Genomic DNA, 21,108 nt, shown 5'->3' with positions numbered 1-21,108 from the left:
GTGCGCACGGGGTGGGGCCAGCACGGCGACAGCGGCCGGCGTGGGTGCTACAGATGCAGCCTAGTGCTGCGAGGCAAGATTCAGCCCTCGACGGCGGCGATCAGGTCCACGCCTTCGCTGTCGACCACCACCGCCTGCACCAGGTCGCCCGCACGGGCGGTGCTGTCGACCAGCAGGGTGGTGCCGTCGACCTCCGGGCCCTGGTGGCGGGCACGCCCGAGGACCTCGGGCTCGCCGTCGGTCTCCACCGACTCCACGAGCACCTCCACCCGCTCCCCCATCCGGTCCTCGGCGCGCTGGTCGCACAGCTCGGCGGCAAGGTCTGCCAGCTCACTGCGTCGGGCCTCCACCTCGTCGGGGTCGACGTGGGCGTCGAGCCCGGCGGCCTCGGTCCCTTCCTCGTCGGAATAGCCGAAGACCCCGACGACATCGAGGCGCGCCTCGGACAGGAAGTCCTTGAGCACCTGGACGTCGTGCTCGGTCTCGCCGGGGAAGCCGGCGATCACGTTCGAGCGGATTCCCGCGGTGGGGGCTGCGGCACGCACCTGCTCGATCAGGCCGAGGAAGCTGTCCGGGTCACCGAAACGGCGCATCCGGCGCAGCAACGGCGCGGAGGCGTGCTGGAAGCTGATGTCGAAATAGGGAACCACCTTGTCGGTGCTGGTCATGGCGCGCACCAGTTCGGGCCGCAGCTCGGCGGGCTGGAGGTAGCTGACCCGAATCCAGTCCAGGCCGTCGACCTTCGACAGGTCACCGAGCAGCTTTTCCAGGCTGCGCAGGTCCCCCAGGTCCTTGCCGTAGCTGGAGGTGTTCTCGCTGACCAGGAAGACCTCCTTGACTCCCTGCTCGGCAAGCCAGCGTGCCTCGGCCAGCACCTCGTCGGCCGGGCGGGACAGGTAGGAGCCCCGGAAGGCCGGGATGGCGCAGAAGGCACAGCGACGGTCACAGCCCGAGGCGAGCTTCAGCGGGGCGCTGGGGCTGTGACCCAGGCGCCGGCGCAGCACGCGGGGGCCGGAGGCCGGGGCGATGCCCTCGGGCAGGTCGGTGTGGTGGCCGGGCACCGAGACCTGGGCGGCGGCCTCGTGGCGCGAGACAGGGGTCAGCGGCAGCAGGGTGCGACGGTCGCGAGGCACGTGCGCCTGGTGCTGTTCACCGTGCAGGATGCGGTTGAGCTTGTCGGCCACATCGGCGTAGTCGTCGAAGCCGAGCACGGCATCGGCCTCCGGCATGGAGGTGGCCAGCTCGTTGCCATAGCGCTCGGCCATGCACCCGACCGCCACAACGGCCTGGGCGGAGCCGGACGCCTTGAGGTCCGCGGCGGCCAGCAGCGTGTCGACGGAGTCCTTCTTGGCCTGCTCGACGAAGCCACAGGTGTTCACCATCACGGCCTGGGCATCCTCGGGGCTGTCGACCAGGCGGAATCCGCCCTCCTCCAGGCGAGCCGCGAGCTCCTCCGAGTCGACCTCGTTGCGGGCGCATCCGAGGGTCACGAGGTGGACGGTGGTCAGGTCGTCGGCGCGCGGGGCGCCATGGGTGCTCTGTGTCATGGTGCAGCCATTATCCCCGCCCGGGCGGCTGGGCGCAGAATCCCGGCCCGGGCAGGGTCTCAGCCGGCTGCGAGGTTCGCCAGCACGTCCTCGAGGTCGTCGGGCTGGACGAGCACCTCGCGGGGCTTCGAGCCCTCGGAGGGCCCGACGACGCCGCGCGTCTCGAGGATGTCCATCAGGCGTCCGGCCTTGGCGAAGCCGACGCGCAGCTTGCGCTGCAGCATCGAGGTGGAGCCCAGCTGCAGCTCCACCACCAGGCGGGCCGCGTCCAGGACCAGCTCCAGGTCGTCGCCGATGTCCTCGGCCACCTTCTTGCTCGACTCGCCACCGGCGGTGACGTCCTCGCGGTACTGCGGCTTGAGCTGTTCGGTGACGTGGGTGACCACCTCGCGGATCTCCGCCTCGGTCACCCACGAGCCCTGCACGCGCACCGGCTTGCCGGCACCCATCGGCAGGAAGAGACCGTCGCCCTGACCGACGAGCTTCTCGGCACCGGGCTGGTCGAGGATGACGCGGGAGTCGGTCATCGAGCTGGTGGCGAAGGCCAGACGGGAGGGCACATTGGCCTTGATCAGGCCGGTGACCACGTCGGTGGACGGGCGCTGGGTGGCGAGCACCAGGTGGATGCCGGCGGCACGCGCCAACTGGGTGATGCGCACGATGGAGTCCTCGACATCGCGCGGGGCCACCATCATCAGGTCCGCCAGCTCGTCGACGACCACCAGCAGGTAGGGATAGGGCACCAGGACGCGCTCGCTGCCCTCGGGCAGCGTCACCTGACCGGCGCGGACGGCCTTGTTGAAGTCGTCGACGTGGCGGAAGCCGAAGGCGGCAAGGTCGTCGTAGCGCTGGTCCATCTCCTTGACCACCCACTGCAGCGCCTCAGCGGCCTTCTTGGGACTGGTGATGATGGGCGTGACCAGGTGAGGGATGCCCTCGTAGTGGTTGAGCTCCACCCGCTTGGGGTCGACCAGCAACATGCGGACCTCGTCGGGCGTGGCGCGCATCATCACCGAGGTGATCAGGGAGTTGACGAAGGAGGACTTGCCCGAGCCGGTGGCGCCGGCGACCAGCAGGTGCGGCATCTTGGCCATGTTGGCGATCACGAAGCCGCCCTCGACGTCCTTGCCCAGGCCGACCACCATCGGGTGGTGGTCATTGCGCGCCTTGTTGGAGCGCAGCACGTCGCCGAGGCTGACGACCTCCTTGTCGAGGTTGGGGATCTCGATGCCGATGGCGCTCTTGCCGGGGATCGGCGAGAGGATGCGCACGTCCGGCGAGGCCACCGCATAGGCGATGTTCTTGCTCAGCGCCGTGACCTTCTCCACCTTGACGGCATTGCCGAGCTCCACCTCGTAGCGGGTGACGGTCGGGCCACGGGTGTAGCCGGTCACCTGGGCGTCGATCTCGAACTGGTCGAGCACCTCGGTCAGCCGGGTCACCACCTGGTCGGAGGCCTCGGAGCGGGCCTTGGGGACCGAGCCGGGCTTGAGGGTGCTGGCATCGGGCAGGGTGTACTGCACGTCACCGGACAGGGTGAGCTGTTCGACGCGCTGTGGGATCGGCGAATGGTTGGGGGCCTCGAGCGGGGTGCCCACCTGCAGGTCGGGGGCCGCAGTCGCGCCGTCCTTGGCGGCACCCTTGGCGGCAAGGTCGGCCCGGGTGGCACCACCGGGAGCCGCGGAGCCTGCCTCGGTGTCCTCGTCGAGCCGTTCGTCCACGGGCCTGCCAGCGGTGACGGGCTGCTTGCGGCGACGGCGACCGGACTCCTGCTGCTCGACCTGCTCGACGTCGAAGACCTCGGTCTCGCGCTCGTCGCGGGGGGCCTCGATCTCGCCCTTGATCAGGGGGCTGTCATAGGCCTGGTCGACGCCGTACTCGATGCTGGCGCGCGTGCGCTGGGCGCGGTGCTCGGCGGCATTGTGACGGGCCTGCTGGACCCGGTCGGCGATCTCGTAGAGGGGGATGCCGATGATGACGACGATCCCGAAGAACATCAGGGCCACCAGCAGCGGGACCGCTCCCCAGACCGTCAGCAGGTCGGCCAGCAGGCTGGAGGAGATGTAGCCAAGGATCCCGCCGGCCTCGCGCATCTGTTCCGGCTCGCTCGGCCTTGGCAGTCCGTGGGCGATGTTGAGCAGCCCCAGCAGCCCCAGCAGGAAGCAGGTCCAGCCGACCAGCTGGCGTCCGCCGCTGCCATTGCGCTGGGGATGACGCAGGGTGCGCCAGGCCATGGCGAAGGCCAGCAGGGGCACGGCGAAGCTGAGCCCGCCGAAGATCGTGCTGACCCCGACGCCAATGGCCTCGCCCACCACTCCCGGCAGCAGGAACCAGAAGCGTGCGGCGACCACGAGGCCCAGCAGCATGAGGAAGAGACCGGCGGAGTCGCGGCGGTCCTGCAGCTCGGGGGCGTCCGAGGCCCCGCTGACGCTTCGGGCCACGTCGCCGGTGAGCCGGGCGGTGCTGCGCCACAGCGCAGCGAGCCCCCGGACCAGCGGATTCGGGCGCAGCTCGGCCACCGGACGCGGTGCCCTGGAGGAACCGGACCGGGAGTTCTTCTTGCTTCCTGCAGACCGCGAACCAGAGGACGCCTTGCCGCGCTGGGCGGCGCTGGACCTGGCGTTGGCTCCGGACCGCGGTGGGGAAGACGCGCGGGTCGCCATGCGGCCAGCCTAATCCATCGATTCTGGCAGCTCCGGTGTCCACGCCGCCGGGATTGCCAGCAGGCCCCGCGCGGATGGCTTGGTCAGGAGGTGAAGTGGTCCCATCCCCGGGGCCCTGCCCACTGCTGGGAGTCGACCAGCACGGTCGGGGCCTCCTCCGGCGCGCACTCGCGGATCCGTCCGAGTTCCAGCCAACCCTCGGGTACCTGGCCCGGATCGAAGCAGGCTGCCAGGGCGTGGTCCTCTCCCCCACCCAGGACCAGTTCGAGGGGATCCTTGCCGGTGGCTGCGGCGACGGCCCGCACCGGGTCGTCGACGGGCAGCCGCGCAGTGTCGAGGTCGATCACCACCTGGCTCGCCTCGGCGACGTGGCCCAGGTCGGCCAGCAGGCCGTCGGAGACGTCGAGCATGGCGCTGGCCCCGGCCTCGGCGGCCTTTCGGCCCGCGCCGTAGGGCACCTGCGGCACCCGCTGGGCGTCGACGGCCGCGCGCGGGGACCGAAATCCCCGGCCCAGCACCGCCAGGCCGGCCGCGGCCCAGCCCAGCCGTCCGCGCACGGCCACCACCTGGCCAGGACGGGCACCGTTGCGCAGCACCGGCTGACGGCCCTGGGTCTCGCCGGTCACGGTGACGCAGACGGTGATGTCGCGGGCGCGGGTGGTGTCGCCACCCACGATGGTGATGCCGGCCCGCGCCGCCTCCTCGCGCACACCGGTGGAGAACTCCCGGAGCCAGGCCAGCGGGGTGTCGGCGGGCATCCCGAGGGCCACCACCATGGCCACCGGCGTGGCCCCCATCGCCTCGAGGTCGGCGACGTTGGCCGCCACTGCCTTGCGGCCGACCTGCTCGGCGGTGCTCCACTCGGTGCGGAAGTGGACCCCCTCGACCAGCAGGTCGGTGCTGGTGACGGCCGAACCGTTGACCAGGTGGACCGCTGCGTCATCGCCGGGCCCCACCGAGACGGCCGGGGCACTGGGCAGGTCCCGGGTGACCTGGTCGATCAGCGAGAACTCGGAGAGCTCCGAGACGGTCCGTGGCTGTGGCGTCCCGGGATTCGTCGAGCCGGGGCCGGGCCTTCCTGCGGTGGTAGCGTCCATGCCCGACACGCTACCGAAGGCCGTGGTCCGACCGTCACGCGTCACTTCTTCCCACCAAGCGATACAGGAGTCCCCATGGTCCGCGCCTATGTTCTGGTCCAGACGCAGATCGGCAAGATCCCCCAGGTGGCCGCCGCGCTGCGGGAGATGCCGGTGACCGTGCAGTGCGACGACGTCGCCGGCCCCTATGACGTGGTGGTGCAGGTGGAGGTGCCCACCATCGAGGACCTGGGACGGCTGGTGGCCGAGCAGGTGCAGCACATCGAGGGGATCACGCGCACGGTCACCTGTCCCGTGGTGACCTACTGACCCCGGACAGGCCCACATCGGACTGCGGGCTGCACCCTCGCCGGGGCCGCGGTGCTGTCAGCGAAGCCCGAGGGGGCGCTCCAAGGCCAGCTGGATCAGCTCGTCGATCAGGGTCGGGTAGTCCATTCCGGCGGCAGCCCACATCACCGGGAACATCGAGCTGGGCGTGAAGCCGGGCATGGTGTTGATCTCGTTGAGGATCACCTGCCCCCCGGGTGTCACGAAGGAGTCGACGCGGGCCAGTCCCTCGCACCCGGCCGCCTCGAAGGCTGCCCTTGCCACCTCGCGGACCCGCTCGCGCACCTCCGCCGGCAGGTCGGCCGGCGAACTCAGTGTGACGGCCGCCTCGTCGAGGTACTTGGCGTCGAAGTCGTAGAAGGCGTGGTCGTCGGCGACCACGACGATCTCGCCGGTCTCGGAAACCCGTGGCTCGTCGGTGCCGTGGCCCTCCAGCACTCCGCACTCGATCTCGCGGCCCTCGATGCCCTGCTCGACGATCACCTTCAGGTCGTACTCACGAGCGGACTCGATCGCCTCGCGCAGGCCACCGGGCGTGGTGACCCGGGTGATCCCGAAGGAGGAACCCCCCCGACACGGCTTGACGAAGACCGGGAAGGACAGCCCGCAGACGCGCTCGAGTACCGCCTTGGGGTCGCGGCACCACTGGCGGTCGGTGACGACCTCATAGGGCCCCACCGTCAGGCCGGCGCCCTCGAAGACGACCTTCATGTAGTGCTTGTCCATCATCACCGCGCTGGCCAGCACGCCACAGCCGACATAGCGCAGGTCGGCCAGCTCGAACAGCCCCTGCAGGGTGCCGTCCTCGCCGAAGGGGCCGTGCACCAAGGGGAGGACGACGTCCACCTCGCCCAGTTCCCTCGGTACCTCGGCGGGCTCCAGCACCTGCATGGTCTGGTCACCGGCGCGCAGCGGGACGATCACCTGGGAGCTGCCGGCGCTCACCTCCGGCTTCTGGGTCGCGGTCAGGCGCAGCGGGGCCGGGTCGTCGTCCACCAGCACCCACTGACCCTGCCGGGTGATGCCGATGGGCAGCACGTCATAGCGGCTGCGGTCGATGGCACCCAGCACGCTGGCGGCCGTGGAACAGCTCACCGGATGCTCCTCGGAGCGTCCCCCGAAGACGACGGCCACGCGGATGCGTCGCTGCTCGCTGGGGTTCGTGCTGGTCTGCGGCTGGTCGTGCATCGGGGCTTCTTCCTGGTCGTGCTGGTCCCGCGAACGGGTCTGTCCGGGCTCGGGCGACGGCCTCACAGGACGCCGGGCTGCACCGGGGGCTGCTCGTCGGGGTCGGCGAGCGAGGTGGACCCCTTGGGCACCCGCTGCTTCTTGCGGATGTCGTAGCGGTCCTCGGGGGCCTGTTCCTGGCGCAGTTCCGCGGTCAGCCGTGTGATGGCCTCCATCATCCGCTCGTTGGCAACCCGCACGGCTTGGTGCCGATCGGGGGCGTCGTAGAGGTCAGAGAGGTCGAGCAGGTCACCGGCCTTGGCGAGCAAGGGCTTGCGGGGAAGGACACGGGGATGGGTGAGCTTCTTGCCCGGCATGAAGTGGTTGGCTCCCCACTGTCCCACCGGCAGCACCGGGCAGCGGGTCTCCAGCGCCAGGCGGGCCGCACCGGTGCGAGCGGTCATCGGCCAGGTCTCGGGATCGGCGGTGATCGTGCCCTCGGGATAGATGGCCACCATCTCGCCCGCGTCCAGCGCCTCGCGCGCGGCCTTGAGGGAGTCACCCGCGCGGATGGTGTTGCGCTCGACGGGGATCTGGCGGCATCCGCGGGCGAAGAAGCCGACGACGGGGGTCGACCACAGGTCCGACTTTCCCAAGAAGCGCGGCCACCGTCCCGAGGAGATCAGGTAGTCCCCGAGCACCAGGGGGTCGTACTTGCTGATGTGGTTGCTGACCACCAGGACGGCGCCCGAGGCGGGGACCTTGTGCTGGTCTAGCCAGAGGCGGGGACCGATGAGTGTGTTGAGCCCCCGGGCGACCTGGCCGAGGAAGCGGTAGGTGGGCTCGCCTCCGGCCCGGTCGCAGCCGCGACGGCCCTCGACGGTGGAGCTCGGCTCGGACGTCATGCGCGCATTCCTCCTGCGGGTGGTGACGCGGCCGGGCCACGACCAGACTTGTCGTGGTGCGGCACCGCCGCGACGACGTGTGCGAACCAACGCTAGCCCATCGGGGGCCCCGCCCCGCCGGCAACGCCTGCAGCGGTCGGGCCGTGGCAGGATCGAGCCATGAGCCGAGATGACCAGCAGCTGTCGGGCACCGGGAGGGAACAGCGCGGGACGGTGGTGGAGCAGCGCGGGACGGTGGTGGAGCAGCGCGGGACGGTGGTGGAGCAACGCGGGACGGTGGTGGAGATCCTGCTCGACGACGGCACTCGCGCGGAGCTGCCGCTCGCAGCCGAGGTGACTGGGCTGTCGGCCGGACAGCGCGTCCGGATCCTCGACGATCAGGTCGTCGGCCTGCCCCAGGCGCCGGTGCTGGTGCATCCTGCGCAGCGCCGCTAGTGCTGGGCGAGGGGAATGCGGAGGGGGCGGGTCCCGAAGGATCCCGCCCCGAGCCTCGTCTCGCAAGTGGTCAACCGACCGTGGCATCCCCGACAGTCATGGTTGGCCTGCGCTGGCGCGGCGGTGCCGTCCGATTCGTGCCGGTGTGGGGCCGGCGCGAGCCTCACCGCTTGCTGTAGGCCTCGGTGACCCGCTTCTTCAGGTCGGTGCCGGGGCGGAAGCGGGGCAGGTCCATGGCCTCGGCGGGCTTGCGCTCCCCGGTTCGCGGGTTGCGCACGATGCGGGCCTCGCGGTGGATGACCTCGAAGACCCCGAAGCCGGTGATGGACACCTTGCCGGTGTTGGCGACCTCGGTGGAGATGGTGTCGACAACGGCGTTGAGCGCCCGGGTGGCCGACGCCTTGTTGCCATCGAAATGGGCCTTCGCCAGGGAGTCGATGAGTTCTGCCTTGTTCACGTCAACGTGCCTTTCTTCGTCCCCGGCCCCCCGCCGGGTGGTCGCGTCACGGTGCGTGTCGCGTGAAATCAAAGCTAGGTTGAACAATCGTCCCATTCCAAGCCTTCACGCCCCGCAGGGGTCTTTGTTCAGCAAATGCAAAGCGTCCGCTTTCCCACAAGGAAAAGCGGGCGCCCGGCGTATTCGTGGTGCTCAGTCGGCCACCTTGACCGGCAGCGTCCGGGGCTTCCAGCCGGGGCGCGAGGCCTCGTAGGCCTCGATCTGGGAGGCGTGCTGCAGGGTGGAGCCGATGTCGTCGAGTCCCTCGGCCAGGCGGTGGGCGGTGTGGTCGTCGATCGAGAAGGGGTGGACCTGGTCACCGGCGGTGATGGTGCGGGCGCCCAGGTCGACGGTCATCTGCTCCTCGGGGTGCTGCTCGGCGACGGCCCACAGCTGCTCGACCACGTCCTGGTCGACGGTGGCCAGCAGCAGGCCGGACTTGCCGGCATTGGAACGGAAGATGTCGCCGAAGCGGGAACCCACCACCACCCGGAAGCCATAGTTCTGCAGGGCCCACACGGCATGCTCGCGCGAACTGCCGGTGCCGAAGTCGGGACCGGCCACCAGGATTGACCCATCACGCCAGGGTTCCTTGTTCAGAACGAATTCAGGATCATTGCGCCAGGCACTGAACAGGCCGTCCTCGAATCCGGTGCGGGTGATTCTCTTCAGGTAGACAGCAGGAATGATCTGGTCGGTGTCGACATTCGATCGGCGCAGCGGAACGGCAATTCCGGTGTGGGTCGTGAACTTGTCCATCTCAGATGGCCCTTTCGGTCAGGTCGGCCGGCGAGCTGAGGCGTCCGGTGACGGCAGTGGCGGCGGCGACGGCCGGGCTCACCAGGTGGGTGCGGCCCCCCTTGCCCTGGCGGCCCTCGAAGTTGCGGTTCGAGGTGGACGCGCAGCGCTCCCCCGGTGCGAGCTGGTCGGGATTCATGCCCAGGCACATCGAACAGCCGGCCGCTCGCCACTGGGCACCGGCGTCGAGGAAGACCCGGTCGAGGCCCTCGGCCTCGGCCTCCAGGCGCACCCGCGCAGATCCGGGAACCACCAGCATGCGCACGCCCTCGGCCACCCGGCGGCCGCGCAGCACGTCGGCCGCCAGCCGGAGGTCCTCGATGCGGCCATTGGTGCAGGAGCCGACGAAGACGGCGTCCACGGCCACCTCGCGCAGCGGCATCCCGGCCTGCAGGTCCATGTACTCCAGGGCGCGCCGGGCAGCCTGCTGCTCGTCGGGGTCGGTGAAGCTCTCGGGCTGGGGCACGGCCTCGCCCAGCCCGATTCCCTGGCCGGGATTGGTGCCCCAGGTGACGAAGGGCGTCAGGGTGCTGGCGTCGAGGTCGACGACGGTGTCGAAGACCGCGTCCTCGTCGGTGCGCAGCCCTTTCCAGTACTCGACGGCCGCGTCCCAGTCCTCGCCCTGGGGAGCGTGGGGGCGACCCTTGAGGTAGTCGAAGGTGGTCTGGTCGGGAGCGACCATGCCGGCCTTCGCGCCCCATTCGATGGACATGTTGCAGATGGTCATGCGGCCCTCCATCGACATCTCCTCAATGGCGCTGCCGCGGTACTCGACGATGTGCCCCTGCCCCCCGCCGGTGCCCACCTTGGCGATCAGCGCGAGCACCACGTCCTTGGCAGTGACGCCTTCGGGCAGCTCCCCGTCGATGTTGACCGCCATGGTGCGTGGGCGAGACTGGGGCAGGGTCTGGGTGGCCAGGACGTGCTCCACCTCGCTGGTGCCGATGCCGAAGGCGATCGCCCCGAAGGCGCCGTGGGTGGCGGTGTGCGAGTCTCCACACACGATCGTCATGCCGGGCTGGGTGAGGCCCAGCTGGGGGCCGATGATGTGCACGATGCCCTGGTCGCGGTCACCCAGCGAGTGCAGGCGGATGCCGAACTCCTCGGCATTGGCGCGCAGCGTCTCGATCTGGAGGCGGCTGACCGGGTCGGCGATCGGCTTGTCGATGTCGATGGTGGGCGTGTTGTGGTCCTCGGTGGCCAGGGTCAGGTCTGGACGACGCACCGGGCGTCCGGCCATCCGCAGCCCCTCGAAGGCCTGCGGACTGGTCACCTCGTGGACCAGGTGCAGGTCAATGTAGAGCAGGTCGGGTTCGTTCTGGGCGCTGCGCACCACATGCGCATCCCAGACCTTTTCGCTCAGTGTCTTGCCCATGGCTCCTCTTCCACGCGGGAAACGTCTCTCTCGTCATCGCCCAGTATGCATTGAAATATCAGATGACGAGACGTTATTCTCGGTCAATGGACAACACGAGCGGCGTAGGCGTACTGGACAAGGCAGCCATGGTGCTGGGGGCACTCGAGGGCGGCCCCATGACGCTGGCTGGACTGGTCCAGCAGACCGGACTGGCCCGCCCCACCGCCCACCGGCTCGCGGTGGCGCTGGAGCATCACCGGCTGGTCGGCCGCGACCTGCAGGGCCGCTTCGTGCTGGGCCCCCGGCTCACCGAGCTGGCTGCGGCCGCCGGCGAGGACCGGCTGCTGGCCACCGCCGGACCCATTCTTGCGCGGCTGCGCGACATCACGGGCGAATCGGCGCAACTCTTCCGCCGCCAGGGTGAGATCCGCATCTGTGCCGCGGTGGCCGAGCGCCCCAGCGGCCTGCGCGACACCATTCCCGTCGGCTCCCAGCTCACCATGACGGCCGGTTCGGCCGCCCAGGTCCTGCTCGCCTGGGACGAGCCGGACCGGATGCAGCGAGGGCTGGACTCCTCCGCCTTCTCCGCCGTGGCCCTGGCCACCGTGCGACGACGCGGGTGGGCGCAGTCGGTGGCCGAGCGGGAGGCCGGGGTGGCCTCGGTCTCGGCGCCGGTGCGTTCCCCCAGCGGCAAGGTGCTGGCCGCCGTCAGCGTCTCCGGCCCCATCGAGCGCCTGACCCGCCAGCCCGGACGCCTGCACGCACCGGCAGTGGTGGCGGCCGCCGAGCGTCTCTCCGAGGTGCTCAGGCGCAGCGGGGAACAGGGCTGAGGTACCTGGCCGGCAGATCTGCATGGAGGGCCCCGGGCATGCGCCCGGGGCCCTTGCACGTTGCGACTGGGGCCGGCCCGGGCGGCACCCGTCTGCCTACAAGCCACCTGCCGCCGCGGGCGGCCCATCCCTGAAATGCAGGAAGGCCCGGATCCAGTGGATCCGGGCCTTCCCGAGCTGGTAGCCCCGACGGGATTCGAACCCGCGCTACCGCCTTGAGAGGGCGGCGTGCTAGGCCGCTACACAACGGGGCCCTAGCGAGTGCTCCGTTTCCGAAGCGAGTGAAAGCCTAGTGGAATGTGCTTTTCAGGGCAATTCCTGACTTTCGCAGGGGTACCAGGACTCGAACCTGGACTAACGGAACCAGAAACCGTCGGGCTGCCAATTACCCCATACCCCTTCGTTGCAACCTTGGCGTTTTCAGCGGCGCAACGAGGTAGAACACTACCCGAGTCGCGGCTGCATGCCAAATCGGTCGGCCAGGGGGTTACGGGAGGCCAGGTTCATCCGCCCCGCGATCCACGCAGCACACAGGGCGAAGAGCGCAAAACCGGTCAGGTCGCTGACGGCCTGGGCCCAACCGATCGACTGCAGCGCCCTGGCCTCGGCAATGCCGCCACCCAGCGCCGCCCACCCGAAGGCGAACAGGTTGTTGGCCACGTGGCAGGCGATGCCGGCCTCCAGGCCCCCGGTGCGCAGCACCAGCAACCCCGCCAGCAGGCCGAAGCCGAAGCGGTCGACGAACAGTGCCGGATTCTGCACACCGTGGAAGAGCGCGAAGACCAGCGAGGAGCCCACCACGGCAGCAATCCTCGCGATCTGCTGGCCTCCGCCCAGCTGGCTCGCCAAGGAACCGGTGGCCTGCAACAGGTAGCCGCGGAAGAAGAACTCCTCCCCCGCCGCCTGCAAGGGGGCCGTCAGAAGCACCGCCAACAGCCACCACGCGACGTGCGCCTGGGGCTGCAGGTGGAAGCCGGAACCTGCCGAGCCCACCAGCAGCACGCCATTGAGCACCACGGCGGCCACCGGTAGGCAGAGCAGCAGGTAGCGCCAGCGCATCCCCGGCTGGACACTCATGCCCCACTCGACACGACGGCCGTGGACCAGGCGCACCAGGCCCAGCGAGATGAGCGTCAACAGCGCCAGGCCGAGGTGCGCCCCCACCAGGCCGGGAATGTGCTCGAAGGCCAGCGCCTCCCGCAGGTAGACCCCGAAGGGCCCCGGGCGTCCACCCATCAGCCACCCCATCCAGACCACCAGCTGGGCCACCATCGGCACCGCCACGGCGTACAGCGAGAAGGCCATCAGGGCGCCGAAGACCGGCCTGAGCGGGCTCTGGTCGGGGCCGGTGAGGGCATGGGCGAAGTCGACTCCCGCGGGCGGCTCCTGCACACCGGCCACGAGCGGGCCGGAGGTGGCCCGCACCGGCTCGGCGCCACGACTGGACCGGCTCACTCCCTTCTGGCTCACTCCTCGTCCACGACGGGATTGGACAGCTCGCCGATCTGGTCGATGGTGATGCTGACCCGCTGGCCCGGCTCCATCGCGCCGACCCCCGCCGGGGTGCCGGTGAGGATCACGTCGCCGGGCAGCAGCGTGGTGAACTCGCTGATCGCACTGACCAGCTCGGCCACCGAGCGCACCATCAGCTTCGTCGAGTCGTCCTGGCGCACCTCACGGTCCTCGGGAGTGCGCTGGCTGGCCACCTCGGTGGTGACCTGCAGCGCGCCGGCCTCCTCCAGGGACAGGTGCGTCACGATCCACGGACCCAGCGGGCAGAAGGTGTCCGAACCCTTGGCACGCGTCCACTGGCCGTCCGACTCCTGCCAGTCGCGGGCACTGACGTCATTGGCGACGGTGTAGCCGAAGACCACCTCCTGCACACGGTCCGCCGGGACCTGCTTGCAGATGCGACCGATCACGACGGCGAGCTCGCCCTCGTGGTGCAGGTTGGTGACGCCCCTGGGGCGCACGATCGGGTCGTCGGGGCCGATCACCGAGGTGTTGGGCTTGATGAACAGCAGCGGGTTCTCGGGCACCTCATTGCCCATCTCGGCGGCATGGGCCGCGTAATTGCGACCCACCCCGATCACCTTGCTGCGAGGGATCACGGGTGCCAGCAGGCGCACCTCGTCGAGCGAATGGCGCTCGCCGGTGTAGTTGACCGGCCCCGCGAGCGGGTCTCCGGTGATGGCTGCGATGGTCTCGGGGTGCTCCCCGCCGTCGGTGGCGAGTTCGACGAGGCCGAACTGGGGCTCTGCTCCGGCAAGGGCATATCTGGCGATGCGCATGCCTGAGAGGATATCCGTTACGCCTGCGATACTGCAGTCATGGCAGCAGACTTCAACGCACAGGCCTTCAGCGCGGTCGAACTCATCCGCACCAAGCGCGACGGGCACCGGCTGCCCGACGAGCAGGTGCGCTGGCTCATCGAGGCCTACACCGAGGGCATCGTCGCCGACGAGCAGATGAGCGCCATGGCGATGGCCATCCTCTTCCAGGGCCTTGACGACGCCGAGCTCGCCACCTGGACCCAGGCGATGATCGACACCGGTGTGCGGCTCGAATTCCAGGCCCTGAGCCGCGCGACCAGCGACAAGCACTCCACCGGCGGGGTGGGCGACAAGATCACCCTGCCGCTGGCGCCGCTGGTTGCCGCCTGCGGCGTGGCCGTCCCCCAGCTCTCGGGCCGCGGCCTCGGCCACACCGGCGGCACCCTCGACAAGATGGAGGCCATCCCCGGATGGCAGGCGACTCTCAGCAATGACCAGATGATGCGCCAGCTGGAGGAGGTCGGGGCGGTCATCTGCGCCGCCGGTGACGGCCTGGCGCGCGCCGACAAGAAGCTCTACGCCCTGCGTGACGTCACCGGCACCGTCGAGGCCATCCCGCTGATCGCCAGCTCCATCATGAGCAAGAAGATCGCCGAGGGCACCGGCGCGCTGGTGCTCGACGTAAAGGTGGGCTCCGGCGCCTTCATGAAGACCCTCGACGATGCTCGTGAGCTGGCACGCCGCATGGTGGCGCTCGGCAAGGCGGCCGATGTGACCACCGTCGCCCTGCTCACCGACATGTCGACTCCGCTTGGCCTGACCGCTGGCAATGCCCTCGAGGTGCGCGAGTCGGTCGAGGTGCTGGCCGGGGGCGGCCCGGCCGACGTCGTCGAGCTGACCCTGGCCCTCGCCCGGGAGATGCTGCAGGCCGCCGGCAGCGACGCCGACCCCGAGAAGGCCCTGGCGGACGGCTCGGCGATGGACGCCTGGAAGCAGATGGTGCGCGCCCAGGGCGGCGACCCGGAGGCGGAGCTGCCGTGGGCCGCCCAGACCGAGGACGTGGTGGCCGAGCGAGACGGCGTGCTGACCCAGCTGGACGCGATGGCCGTCGGGGTGGCCGCCTGGCGACTGGGTGCCGGGCGCGCCCGCAAGGAGGACCCGGTGCAGGCCGGTGCCGGCGTGGTGATGCACGCCAAGCCCGGCGACCGCGTCACCAAGGGCCAGCCGCTGCTGACGCTGCACACCGACACCCCCGAGGCCTTTGCGAGGGCCCGGGAGGCACTGGCCGGCGGCATCGAGATCGGCAACGAGACCCTCGAGCGCCAGCCCTTGGTGATCGACCGGATCAGCTGACCGATCCGGCCAGCAGGATGATGCCGCAGGCACCGGCCGGGGGGCCGGTGCCTGCGGCATCATCAGGGGTCAGCAGACCCGACGGGTCCAGCCGTGGGTGTCGGCGACGCGGCCGTACTGGATGTCGAGCAGGTGTTGGCGGATCCGCAGGGACTGCGGCTGTTCGACCTGGGGCAGGCGGTACACCTGCTCGCCGACCTTGAGGCTGGCGATCGGGGTGACGACGGCCGCGGTGCCGCAGGCGAAGGCCTCGCTGATGGTGCCGTCGGCGACTCCGGCAAGCACCTCGTCGAGCGTGATGCGACGCTCCACCGGGGTGAACCCCAGCTCGGGTGCCAGGGTGAGGATCGAGTCGCGGGTGACACCCGGCAGGATGTTGCCGTTCAGCTCGGGGGTGACCAGTTGCCCGTCGGTGGTGATGACGAAGAAGTTCATGCCGCCCAGTTCGTCGATGTGCTGCCGGTCGGCAGCATCGAGGAAGAGCACCTGGCTGCAACCATTGGCGATGGCCTCGTTGGTGGCCTTGAGGCTGGCGGCGTAGTTGCCACCGCACTTGGCTGCGCCGGTGCCGCCGCTGCCGGCGCGCGCCGAGTCCAGGCTGACCCAGATGTCAACACTCTCCACGCCGCCCGAGAAGTAGCCGCCCACCGGCGAGGCGATGACGCAATAGGAGGCGGTGTGGGCGGCCCGCACCCCCAGGAAGTTCTCGTTGGCGATCGTGAAAGGGCGCAGGTACAGCGTCTGCTCGTGGCCACTGGGCACCCAGCGCTCGTCGGCCTTGACCAGGGCCTCGACGCTGGCGACGAAGTCCTCGACGGGCAGTGGGGGCAGAGCGAGTCGCTCGGCGGAGTCCTGCATCCGTCGGCCATTGGCCTCGGGGCGGAAGAGCCAGACCGAACCGTCCTCGCGACGGTAGGCCTTGAGGCCTTCGAAGATCTCCTGGGCATAGTGCAGGACGGCGCTCGCGGGGCTGATGGCCTGCGGCGTGTAGGCGGTGATTGCGGCGTCGTGCCAGCCCTCGCCCTTGGTCCAGGTGGCAACGGCCATGTGGTCGGTGAAATGGTCACCGAAGCCGGGGTTGGCGAAGACCTCGTCGATCCGGACCTGGTCGGCGGGGGTGTCGGTACCTGCATGCGCGAAGTCGAGAGCCATGGTGACAGCCTATCGCCGTTCCTCATCATGAGACAGCAGTCTCACTCCATGGACGATGGGGCCTAGGCTGTGCCCATGCAGACCCAGAAACCCACCATCGCCGTCGTCGGTGGAGACGGCATCGGACCCGAGGTCACCGCCGAGGCGGTCAAGGTGCTCACCGCCGCCGTCGGCGAGGACGCCTTCGCCTTCACCGAGGTCTCGCTCGGCGCCGAGCACTGGTTGCGCACCCAGGAGGTGCTGCCGGAGCCCGCCGTCGAGACCCTCAAGGCCAGCGACGCCATCATCCTGGGCGCCATCGGCGCCGCCCCCGGATCGAGCGAGGTGCCCTCGGGGCTGCTGGAGCGAGGCCTGCTGCTGAAGCTGCGCTTCGCCTTCGACCATGCCGTGAACCTGCGGCCCAGCAAGTACTTCCCCGGCACCACCACTCCGCTGTCCAGCCAGGTGACCGAGCGCGGCCCGATCGACTTCGTCGTCGTGCGCGAGGGCACCGAGGGCCTGTACTGCGGCAATGGCGGCGTGGTGCGGGAGGGAACCGTGCACGAGGTCGCCACCGAGGTGAGCGTCAACACCGCCTACGGGGTGGAGCGTGTGGTGCGCCACGCCTTCGAGCTGGCCATGGGCCGTCGCAAGAAGCTCACCCTGGTGCACAAGCACAATGTGCTGGTCAATGCCGGTGGGCTGTGGCGGCGCATCGTCGAACAGGTGGCCCAGGACTTCCCCGAGGTCGAGCACGACTACCTGCACATCGACGCCACCACCATCATGCTGTGCACCGATCCGCAGCGCTTCGACGTGATCGTCACCGACAACCTCTTCGGCGACATCATCACCGACCAGGCCGGGGCGGTCACCGGTGGCATCGGTCTGGCCGCCAGCGCCAACATCAACCCCACCGGTGAGTTCCCCAGCATGTTCGAGCCGGTGCACGGATCGGCCCCGGACATCGCCGGGCAGGGCATCGCCGATCCGACCGCGGCGATCAGCTCGATGGTGCTGCTGCTCGACCACCTGGGCCGCCCTGAGGACGCGCGCCGGATCGAGGCGGCCGTCACCACAGACATCGCCAGCCGGGGGGATGCGAAGCGCTCCACCAGCGAGGTCGGCGACGCAATCGCCGCGGCCGTCCGGGGCTGACGCTCCCGAGCACACGACAGGGCCCCCGAGTACACGACAGGGCCCCCGAGTACACGACAGGGCCCCCGAGCACACGTTCCAGGGTGCGCCCGGGGGCCCTTCACTGTGCGCGGGCGCTGGCGAGGTTGCCCCACGCCACTCAGGCGTACCCCGTCAGCCAACCTGGCGCAGTGCCATCACCGTCGCGACGGCGGCAGTGGCGGCCTCGTGGCCCTTGTCCTCCGACGAGCCAGGCAGGCCGGCACGATCCAGCGCCTGCTGCTCGTCGTCGCAGGTGAGCACGCCGAAGCCGACCGGCTTGCCGGTGCGCACCGCCACCTCGGTGAGGCCTACGGTGGCCCCCTGGCAGACGAAGTCGAAGTGCGGGGTGCCGCCGCGGATCACGACGCCCAGCGCCACCAGTGCGTCGAAGCGGTCGGCCAGCGCCGAGCAGGCACCGGCCAGTTCGAAGGTGCCGGGGACCCGCACCAGGGTGACATCGGTGACGCCGGCCTCGGCCAGGCCTCGCTGGGCTCCGTCGACCAGGCCGTCCATCACGGTGGTGTGCCAGCTGGCCGCGACGATCGCGACCTTCAGCCCGGGGGCCTGGACGGTGATGGTGGGTGCTCCTGCGCCGCTCATGCGGGTTCTCCGTTCGTGGTGGTGATGTCGGTGGTGGTCAGGTCGGCCGGGAGCGCATGGCCCATCCGGTCGCGTTTGGTCCTCAGGTAGGTGAGGTTGTCGGCGCTGACGCCGGTGGCTCCGCTGCGCAGCCCCAGCACGTCGAGGCCAGCCTGGCGCAGGGCGTCGAGCTTCTCGGGATTGTTGCTCAGCAAGGTGATGCCGCGCACGCCCAAGGTGCTGAGGATGGCCGCCGCCGCCCCGTACTCCCGGTCATCGACGGGCAGCCCGAGCTCGGTCTGGGCGTCCACGGTGTCGGCGCCGCCGTCCTGCAGGTGGTAGGCGCGCAGCTTGTTCAGCAGGCCCACCCCGCGGCCCTCGTGCCCGCGCAGGTAGACCAGCACGCCGGGTTCGTCGGCCAGCAACTGCTGCGCACGGCGCAGCTGTGGCCCGCAGTCGCAGCGCAGCGAGCCCAGCGCGTCGCCGGTCAGGCACTCCGAGTGCACCCGGACCAGGTTGGCCTCGCCCAGCCCATGGGGGCTGACCATGGCGAGGTGCTCGGCACCGGTGACCAGGTCGCGGAAGCCGATCGTCTCGAAGCGTCCGGCCTCGGTGGGCACCCCGGTGCGGGCCACCTCCTCCACGCGGTCGTGCAGCTGGCGCCAGGCCGCCAGGTCGGCGATGGTGACCACGGGCAGGCCCTCGCGGGCGCCGAGCTCCAGCACCGCGTCGGTGCGCATCATGGTGCCGTCGTCATGCACCAGCTCACCAATCACGCCGACCGGGCAGAGCCCGGCCAGCCGGCACAGGTCGACGGTCGCCTCGGTGTGGCCGCGGCGGGTCAGCACTCCCCCGTCGCGGGCCCGCAGCGGCACCACGTGGCCGGGGCGGTTGAAGTCGGCGGGCGTGGCGTCTGGATCGGCCAGCAGCCGCACCGTGGTGGCGCGGTCGTGGGCGCTGATGCCGGTGGTGGTGCCCTCGGCGGCATCGACGGTGATGGTGTAGGCGGTGCGCAGGCTGTCCTGGTTCTGCTGCACCATCATCGGCAGCTCCAACCGGTCGGCCCACTGCTCCGGCATCGGGGCGCACAGGTAGCCGGAGCTGTGCCGGATCGTCCAGGCGGTCCACGCGTCGGTGAGCGTCTGGCCGGCGACGATCACGTCGCCCTCGTTCTCCCGGTCGACGTCGTCGAGCACCAACACGGGCCGGCCCTCGCGCATCGCCTGCAGCGCCTCCTCGATGGTGTTCATGCCTGCTCTCCCGCCACGACGCCGGCCACCAACATCTTCTCGACATACTTGGCCAGCACGTCCACCTCGAGGTTCACCAGGTCGCCCACCTGCCGGCTGCCCAGCGTGGTCATCTCCAGCGTGGTGGGAATCAGCGAGACCTCGAAGAAGCCCTCGCCGACTGCGCTCACGGTCAGCGAGACCCCGTCGACGGTGATGGACCCCTTCTCCACCACATAGCGCGCCAGGGCGGCGGGCAGCTCGAAGCGCACCACCTCCCAGCGCTCGCCGGGGGTCCGCTGCAGCAGCCGGGCGGTGCCGTCGACATGTCCCTGCACGACGTGGCCACCGAAGCGGCCATTGGCGGCCATGGCGCGCTCCAGGTTCACCGGGGATCCCTCCACGAGTTCACCCAGGCTGGAGCGGCGCAGGCTCTCGGCCATCACGTCGACACTGAAGGTGGCCTCGTCGTGCTCGACGACGGTCAGGCAGACGCCATTGCAGCTGATCGAGGCGCCGTGGGTGGCGTCGCTGACCACCAGCGGGCCGCGGATGCGCAACACGGCCGATTCGGCGCCGTGCTCGATGGACTCGACCCTGCCGAGCTCCTCGACGATTCCGGTGAACATTCACTTCTCCTTGGTGGTGTTGAGCGGGTTGAGGATGAGGGCGAGGTCGTCGCCGTGGTGCTCGACCTCGACCAGACGCAGCCGGTCGATGTCGGCGATGGTGCTGATGCCGAGGTCGGCGACGGCGGCCGGTCCCGCGCCCAGCAGGGCCGGGGCCAGGCAGCAGACCACCTCGTCGACGAGGCCGGCACGCCACCAGGCGGCGGCCAGGGTGGGTCCGCCTTCCAGCCAGAGGTGGTGGATCCCCTGCGCGGCAAGGCTTTCCAGCGTCGCGCGGGGGTCGCTGCCGGGCAGTTGCAGGAAGCGGCCGTCGTTGCCGCGAACCCGTGCGGAGGCGGGCACCGGGCGGTCACCGACCACGACACGCAGCGGCTGGCGCTCGGCTGGCTGGTCGGCGGCGTCCCGGACGGTCAGGCGCGGGTCGTCGGCCAGCACGGTGCCGGTGCCGACGACGATCGCCCCGCACCGGGCCCGGCGGGCATTCATCGCCCGGCGCATCGGCTCGCCGGTGATCCACTGACTGGTGCCGTCGGCGGCGGCGCTGCGACCGTCGAGGGTGGCGGCGAACTTCCAGGTGACGAAAGGACGGCCGGCGCCACGGGAGAAGGTCCATGTGGCATTGACCGCCCGGGCCTCGTCGGCGAGCAGCCCGCCGCGGACCGGCACCCCTGCCGCAGCCAGGGTGGCGGCCCCGCCACTCGCCTCGGGCGTCGGGTCGGCCTGGGCGTAGACGACCTCCGCGATATCGGCCGCGAGCAGTGCTTGGACGCAGGGGCCGGTGCGGCCAGTGTGGTTGCACGGTTCCAGCGTGACCACTGCCGTCCCCCCACGGGCGGCCTCGCCTGCGGCTGCCAGCGCCACCACCTCGGCGTGGGCGGTGCCGGCTCCCTTGTGCCAGCCCTCGCCGACCACGTCGCCGTGCGCATCGAGGATGACGCAGCCGACGCGGGGGTTCGGATCGGCCTCGAGGCCGTGCTGGGCGAGCTCGAGGGCACGCTGCATAGCGGTGGCCTCGGCTGTGGTCTGCATCATCTGCTCCCGGTCGGTCGACACTGTCGGTGCACCGGGGCGGGCGGGCATCAGCGGATGCGCCGCCGGCGTGCCCGGCCACTG

General features: G+C 70.4%; 20 protein-coding genes and 2 tRNA genes. 5 read left to right on the top strand and 17 right to left on the bottom strand.

Annotation, left to right across the window (positions count from 1 at the left end):
* Positions 1-80: 80 nt before the first annotated feature.
* The 3 genes from rimO to ACYVKA_RS10800 form a co-directional block, all read right to left on the bottom strand.
* The gene (gene rimO / locus ACYVKA_RS10810) at positions 81-1,547 is read right to left on the bottom strand and encodes a 30S ribosomal protein S12 methylthiotransferase RimO (protein ID WP_460705340.1); all 1,467 of its coding nucleotides are present in this window, start codon (positions 1,545-1,547) and stop codon (positions 81-83) included.
* 59 nt (positions 1,548-1,606) lie between these two features.
* Positions 1,607-3,913, bottom strand: a complete 2,307-nt coding sequence (locus tag ACYVKA_RS10805) for an FtsK/SpoIIIE family DNA translocase (RefSeq protein WP_460705472.1) — start codon at positions 3,911-3,913, stop codon at positions 1,607-1,609.
* A gap of 380 nt (positions 3,914-4,293) precedes the next feature.
* Complete coding sequence (locus ACYVKA_RS10800; RefSeq protein WP_460705338.1) at positions 4,294-5,307, bottom strand: thiamine-phosphate kinase; 1,014 nt, start codon at positions 5,305-5,307, stop codon at positions 4,294-4,296.
* A 75-nt stretch (positions 5,308-5,382) separates the two neighbouring features.
* On the opposite strand from ACYVKA_RS10800, the gene ACYVKA_RS10795 reads away from it, so the two are divergent.
* Positions 5,383-5,616, top strand: coding sequence for an Lrp/AsnC family transcriptional regulator (locus tag ACYVKA_RS10795; RefSeq protein ID WP_460705336.1), 234 nt, complete (start codon positions 5,383-5,385; stop codon positions 5,614-5,616).
* A gap of 57 nt (positions 5,617-5,673) precedes the next feature.
* Here the strand turns inward: ACYVKA_RS10795 and ACYVKA_RS10790 are convergent, their stop codons facing one another.
* Positions 5,674-6,822: a D-alanine--D-alanine ligase family protein gene (locus ACYVKA_RS10790; RefSeq protein ID WP_460705334.1), complete on the bottom strand. Its 1,149-nt coding sequence runs from the start codon at positions 6,820-6,822 to the stop codon at positions 5,674-5,676.
* A gap of 62 nt (positions 6,823-6,884) precedes the next feature.
* Complete coding sequence (locus tag ACYVKA_RS10785; protein WP_460705332.1) at positions 6,885-7,706, bottom strand: lysophospholipid acyltransferase family protein; 822 nt, start codon at positions 7,704-7,706, stop codon at positions 6,885-6,887.
* 159 nt (positions 7,707-7,865) lie between these two features.
* On the opposite strand from ACYVKA_RS10785, the gene ACYVKA_RS10780 reads away from it, so the two are divergent.
* Positions 7,866-8,141, top strand: a complete 276-nt coding sequence (locus ACYVKA_RS10780; protein ID WP_460705330.1) for a hypothetical protein — start codon at positions 7,866-7,868, stop codon at positions 8,139-8,141.
* A gap of 163 nt (positions 8,142-8,304) precedes the next feature.
* On the opposite strand, the gene ACYVKA_RS10775 is transcribed toward ACYVKA_RS10780, so the two are convergent.
* From ACYVKA_RS10775 to leuC, 3 genes are all read right to left on the bottom strand, one after another.
* Positions 8,305-8,598, bottom strand: coding sequence for an HU family DNA-binding protein (locus tag ACYVKA_RS10775; RefSeq protein WP_460705328.1), 294 nt, complete (start codon positions 8,596-8,598; stop codon positions 8,305-8,307).
* A gap of 192 nt (positions 8,599-8,790) precedes the next feature.
* A complete protein-coding gene (gene leuD / locus ACYVKA_RS10770) occupies positions 8,791-9,396 on the bottom strand; it encodes a 3-isopropylmalate dehydratase small subunit (RefSeq protein WP_394276701.1) in 606 nt (201 codons plus the stop codon).
* Position 9,397: 1 nt separating this feature from the next.
* Positions 9,398-10,810, bottom strand: coding sequence for a 3-isopropylmalate dehydratase large subunit (gene leuC / locus ACYVKA_RS10765; protein WP_460705326.1), 1,413 nt, complete (start codon positions 10,808-10,810; stop codon positions 9,398-9,400).
* 86 nt (positions 10,811-10,896) lie between these two features.
* Between leuC and ACYVKA_RS10760 the strand changes: the two genes are divergently transcribed.
* On the top strand, positions 10,897-11,622 hold the full coding sequence (locus ACYVKA_RS10760; protein WP_394276699.1) for an IclR family transcriptional regulator: 726 nt from the start codon (positions 10,897-10,899) through the stop codon (positions 11,620-11,622).
* 178 nt (positions 11,623-11,800) lie between these two features.
* Here ACYVKA_RS10760 and ACYVKA_RS10755 read toward each other — a convergent pair.
* The 4 genes from ACYVKA_RS10755 to ACYVKA_RS10740 form a co-directional block, all read right to left on the bottom strand.
* Positions 11,801-11,876, bottom strand: a tRNA-Glu gene (locus tag ACYVKA_RS10755).
* A 74-nt stretch (positions 11,877-11,950) separates the two neighbouring features.
* Positions 11,951-12,022, bottom strand: a tRNA-Gln gene (locus ACYVKA_RS10750).
* A gap of 44 nt (positions 12,023-12,066) precedes the next feature.
* Positions 12,067-13,092, bottom strand: a complete 1,026-nt coding sequence (locus ACYVKA_RS10745; protein WP_460705324.1) for a lysostaphin resistance A-like protein — start codon at positions 13,090-13,092, stop codon at positions 12,067-12,069.
* Complete coding sequence (locus ACYVKA_RS10740; protein ID WP_460705322.1) at positions 13,089-13,913, bottom strand: fumarylacetoacetate hydrolase family protein; 825 nt, start codon at positions 13,911-13,913, stop codon at positions 13,089-13,091. The genes ACYVKA_RS10745 and ACYVKA_RS10740 overlap by 4 nt, the downstream gene beginning before the upstream one ends.
* 39 nt (positions 13,914-13,952) lie before the next feature.
* Here ACYVKA_RS10740 and ACYVKA_RS10735 point away from each other — a divergent pair, with 39 nt between their 5' ends.
* Positions 13,953-15,248, top strand: coding sequence for a thymidine phosphorylase (locus ACYVKA_RS10735; RefSeq protein WP_460705320.1), 1,296 nt, complete (start codon positions 13,953-13,955; stop codon positions 15,246-15,248).
* A 69-nt stretch (positions 15,249-15,317) separates the two neighbouring features.
* On the opposite strand, the gene ACYVKA_RS10730 is transcribed toward ACYVKA_RS10735, so the two are convergent.
* The gene (locus ACYVKA_RS10730; protein WP_460705318.1) at positions 15,318-16,400 is read right to left on the bottom strand and encodes a branched-chain amino acid aminotransferase; all 1,083 of its coding nucleotides are present in this window, start codon (positions 16,398-16,400) and stop codon (positions 15,318-15,320) included.
* A 75-nt stretch (positions 16,401-16,475) separates the two neighbouring features.
* Between ACYVKA_RS10730 and ACYVKA_RS10725 the strand changes: the two genes are divergently transcribed.
* On the top strand, positions 16,476-17,537 hold the full coding sequence (locus ACYVKA_RS10725; protein WP_460705316.1) for a 3-isopropylmalate dehydrogenase: 1,062 nt from the start codon (positions 16,476-16,478) through the stop codon (positions 17,535-17,537).
* Between the two features lie 153 nt (positions 17,538-17,690).
* On the opposite strand, the gene ribH is transcribed toward ACYVKA_RS10725, so the two are convergent.
* From ribH to ribD, 4 genes are read right to left on the bottom strand one after another with little or no spacing between them, the layout of a single operon-like run.
* The gene (gene ribH / locus ACYVKA_RS10720) at positions 17,691-18,158 is read right to left on the bottom strand and encodes a 6,7-dimethyl-8-ribityllumazine synthase (RefSeq protein ID WP_460705314.1); all 468 of its coding nucleotides are present in this window, start codon (positions 18,156-18,158) and stop codon (positions 17,691-17,693) included.
* Positions 18,155-19,387, bottom strand: a complete 1,233-nt coding sequence (gene ribB, locus ACYVKA_RS10715) for a 3,4-dihydroxy-2-butanone-4-phosphate synthase (protein WP_394277491.1) — start codon at positions 19,385-19,387, stop codon at positions 18,155-18,157. The genes ribH and ribB overlap by 4 nt, the downstream gene beginning before the upstream one ends.
* Positions 19,384-19,995, bottom strand: a complete 612-nt coding sequence (locus ACYVKA_RS10710; RefSeq protein ID WP_460705312.1) for a riboflavin synthase — start codon at positions 19,993-19,995, stop codon at positions 19,384-19,386. The genes ribB and ACYVKA_RS10710 overlap by 4 nt, the downstream gene beginning before the upstream one ends.
* Positions 19,996-21,024 (bottom strand): bifunctional diaminohydroxyphosphoribosylaminopyrimidine deaminase/5-amino-6-(5-phosphoribosylamino)uracil reductase RibD, encoded by a 1,029-nt coding sequence (gene ribD / locus ACYVKA_RS10705; RefSeq protein ID WP_460705470.1) that lies wholly within the window; start codon positions 21,022-21,024, stop codon positions 19,996-19,998.
* Between the last annotated feature and the right edge of the window lie 84 nt (positions 21,025-21,108).

The sequence above is a fragment of the Luteococcus sediminum genome, assembly GCF_054783495.1.
This window is presented reverse-complemented; position numbering and strand designations above follow the sequence as displayed.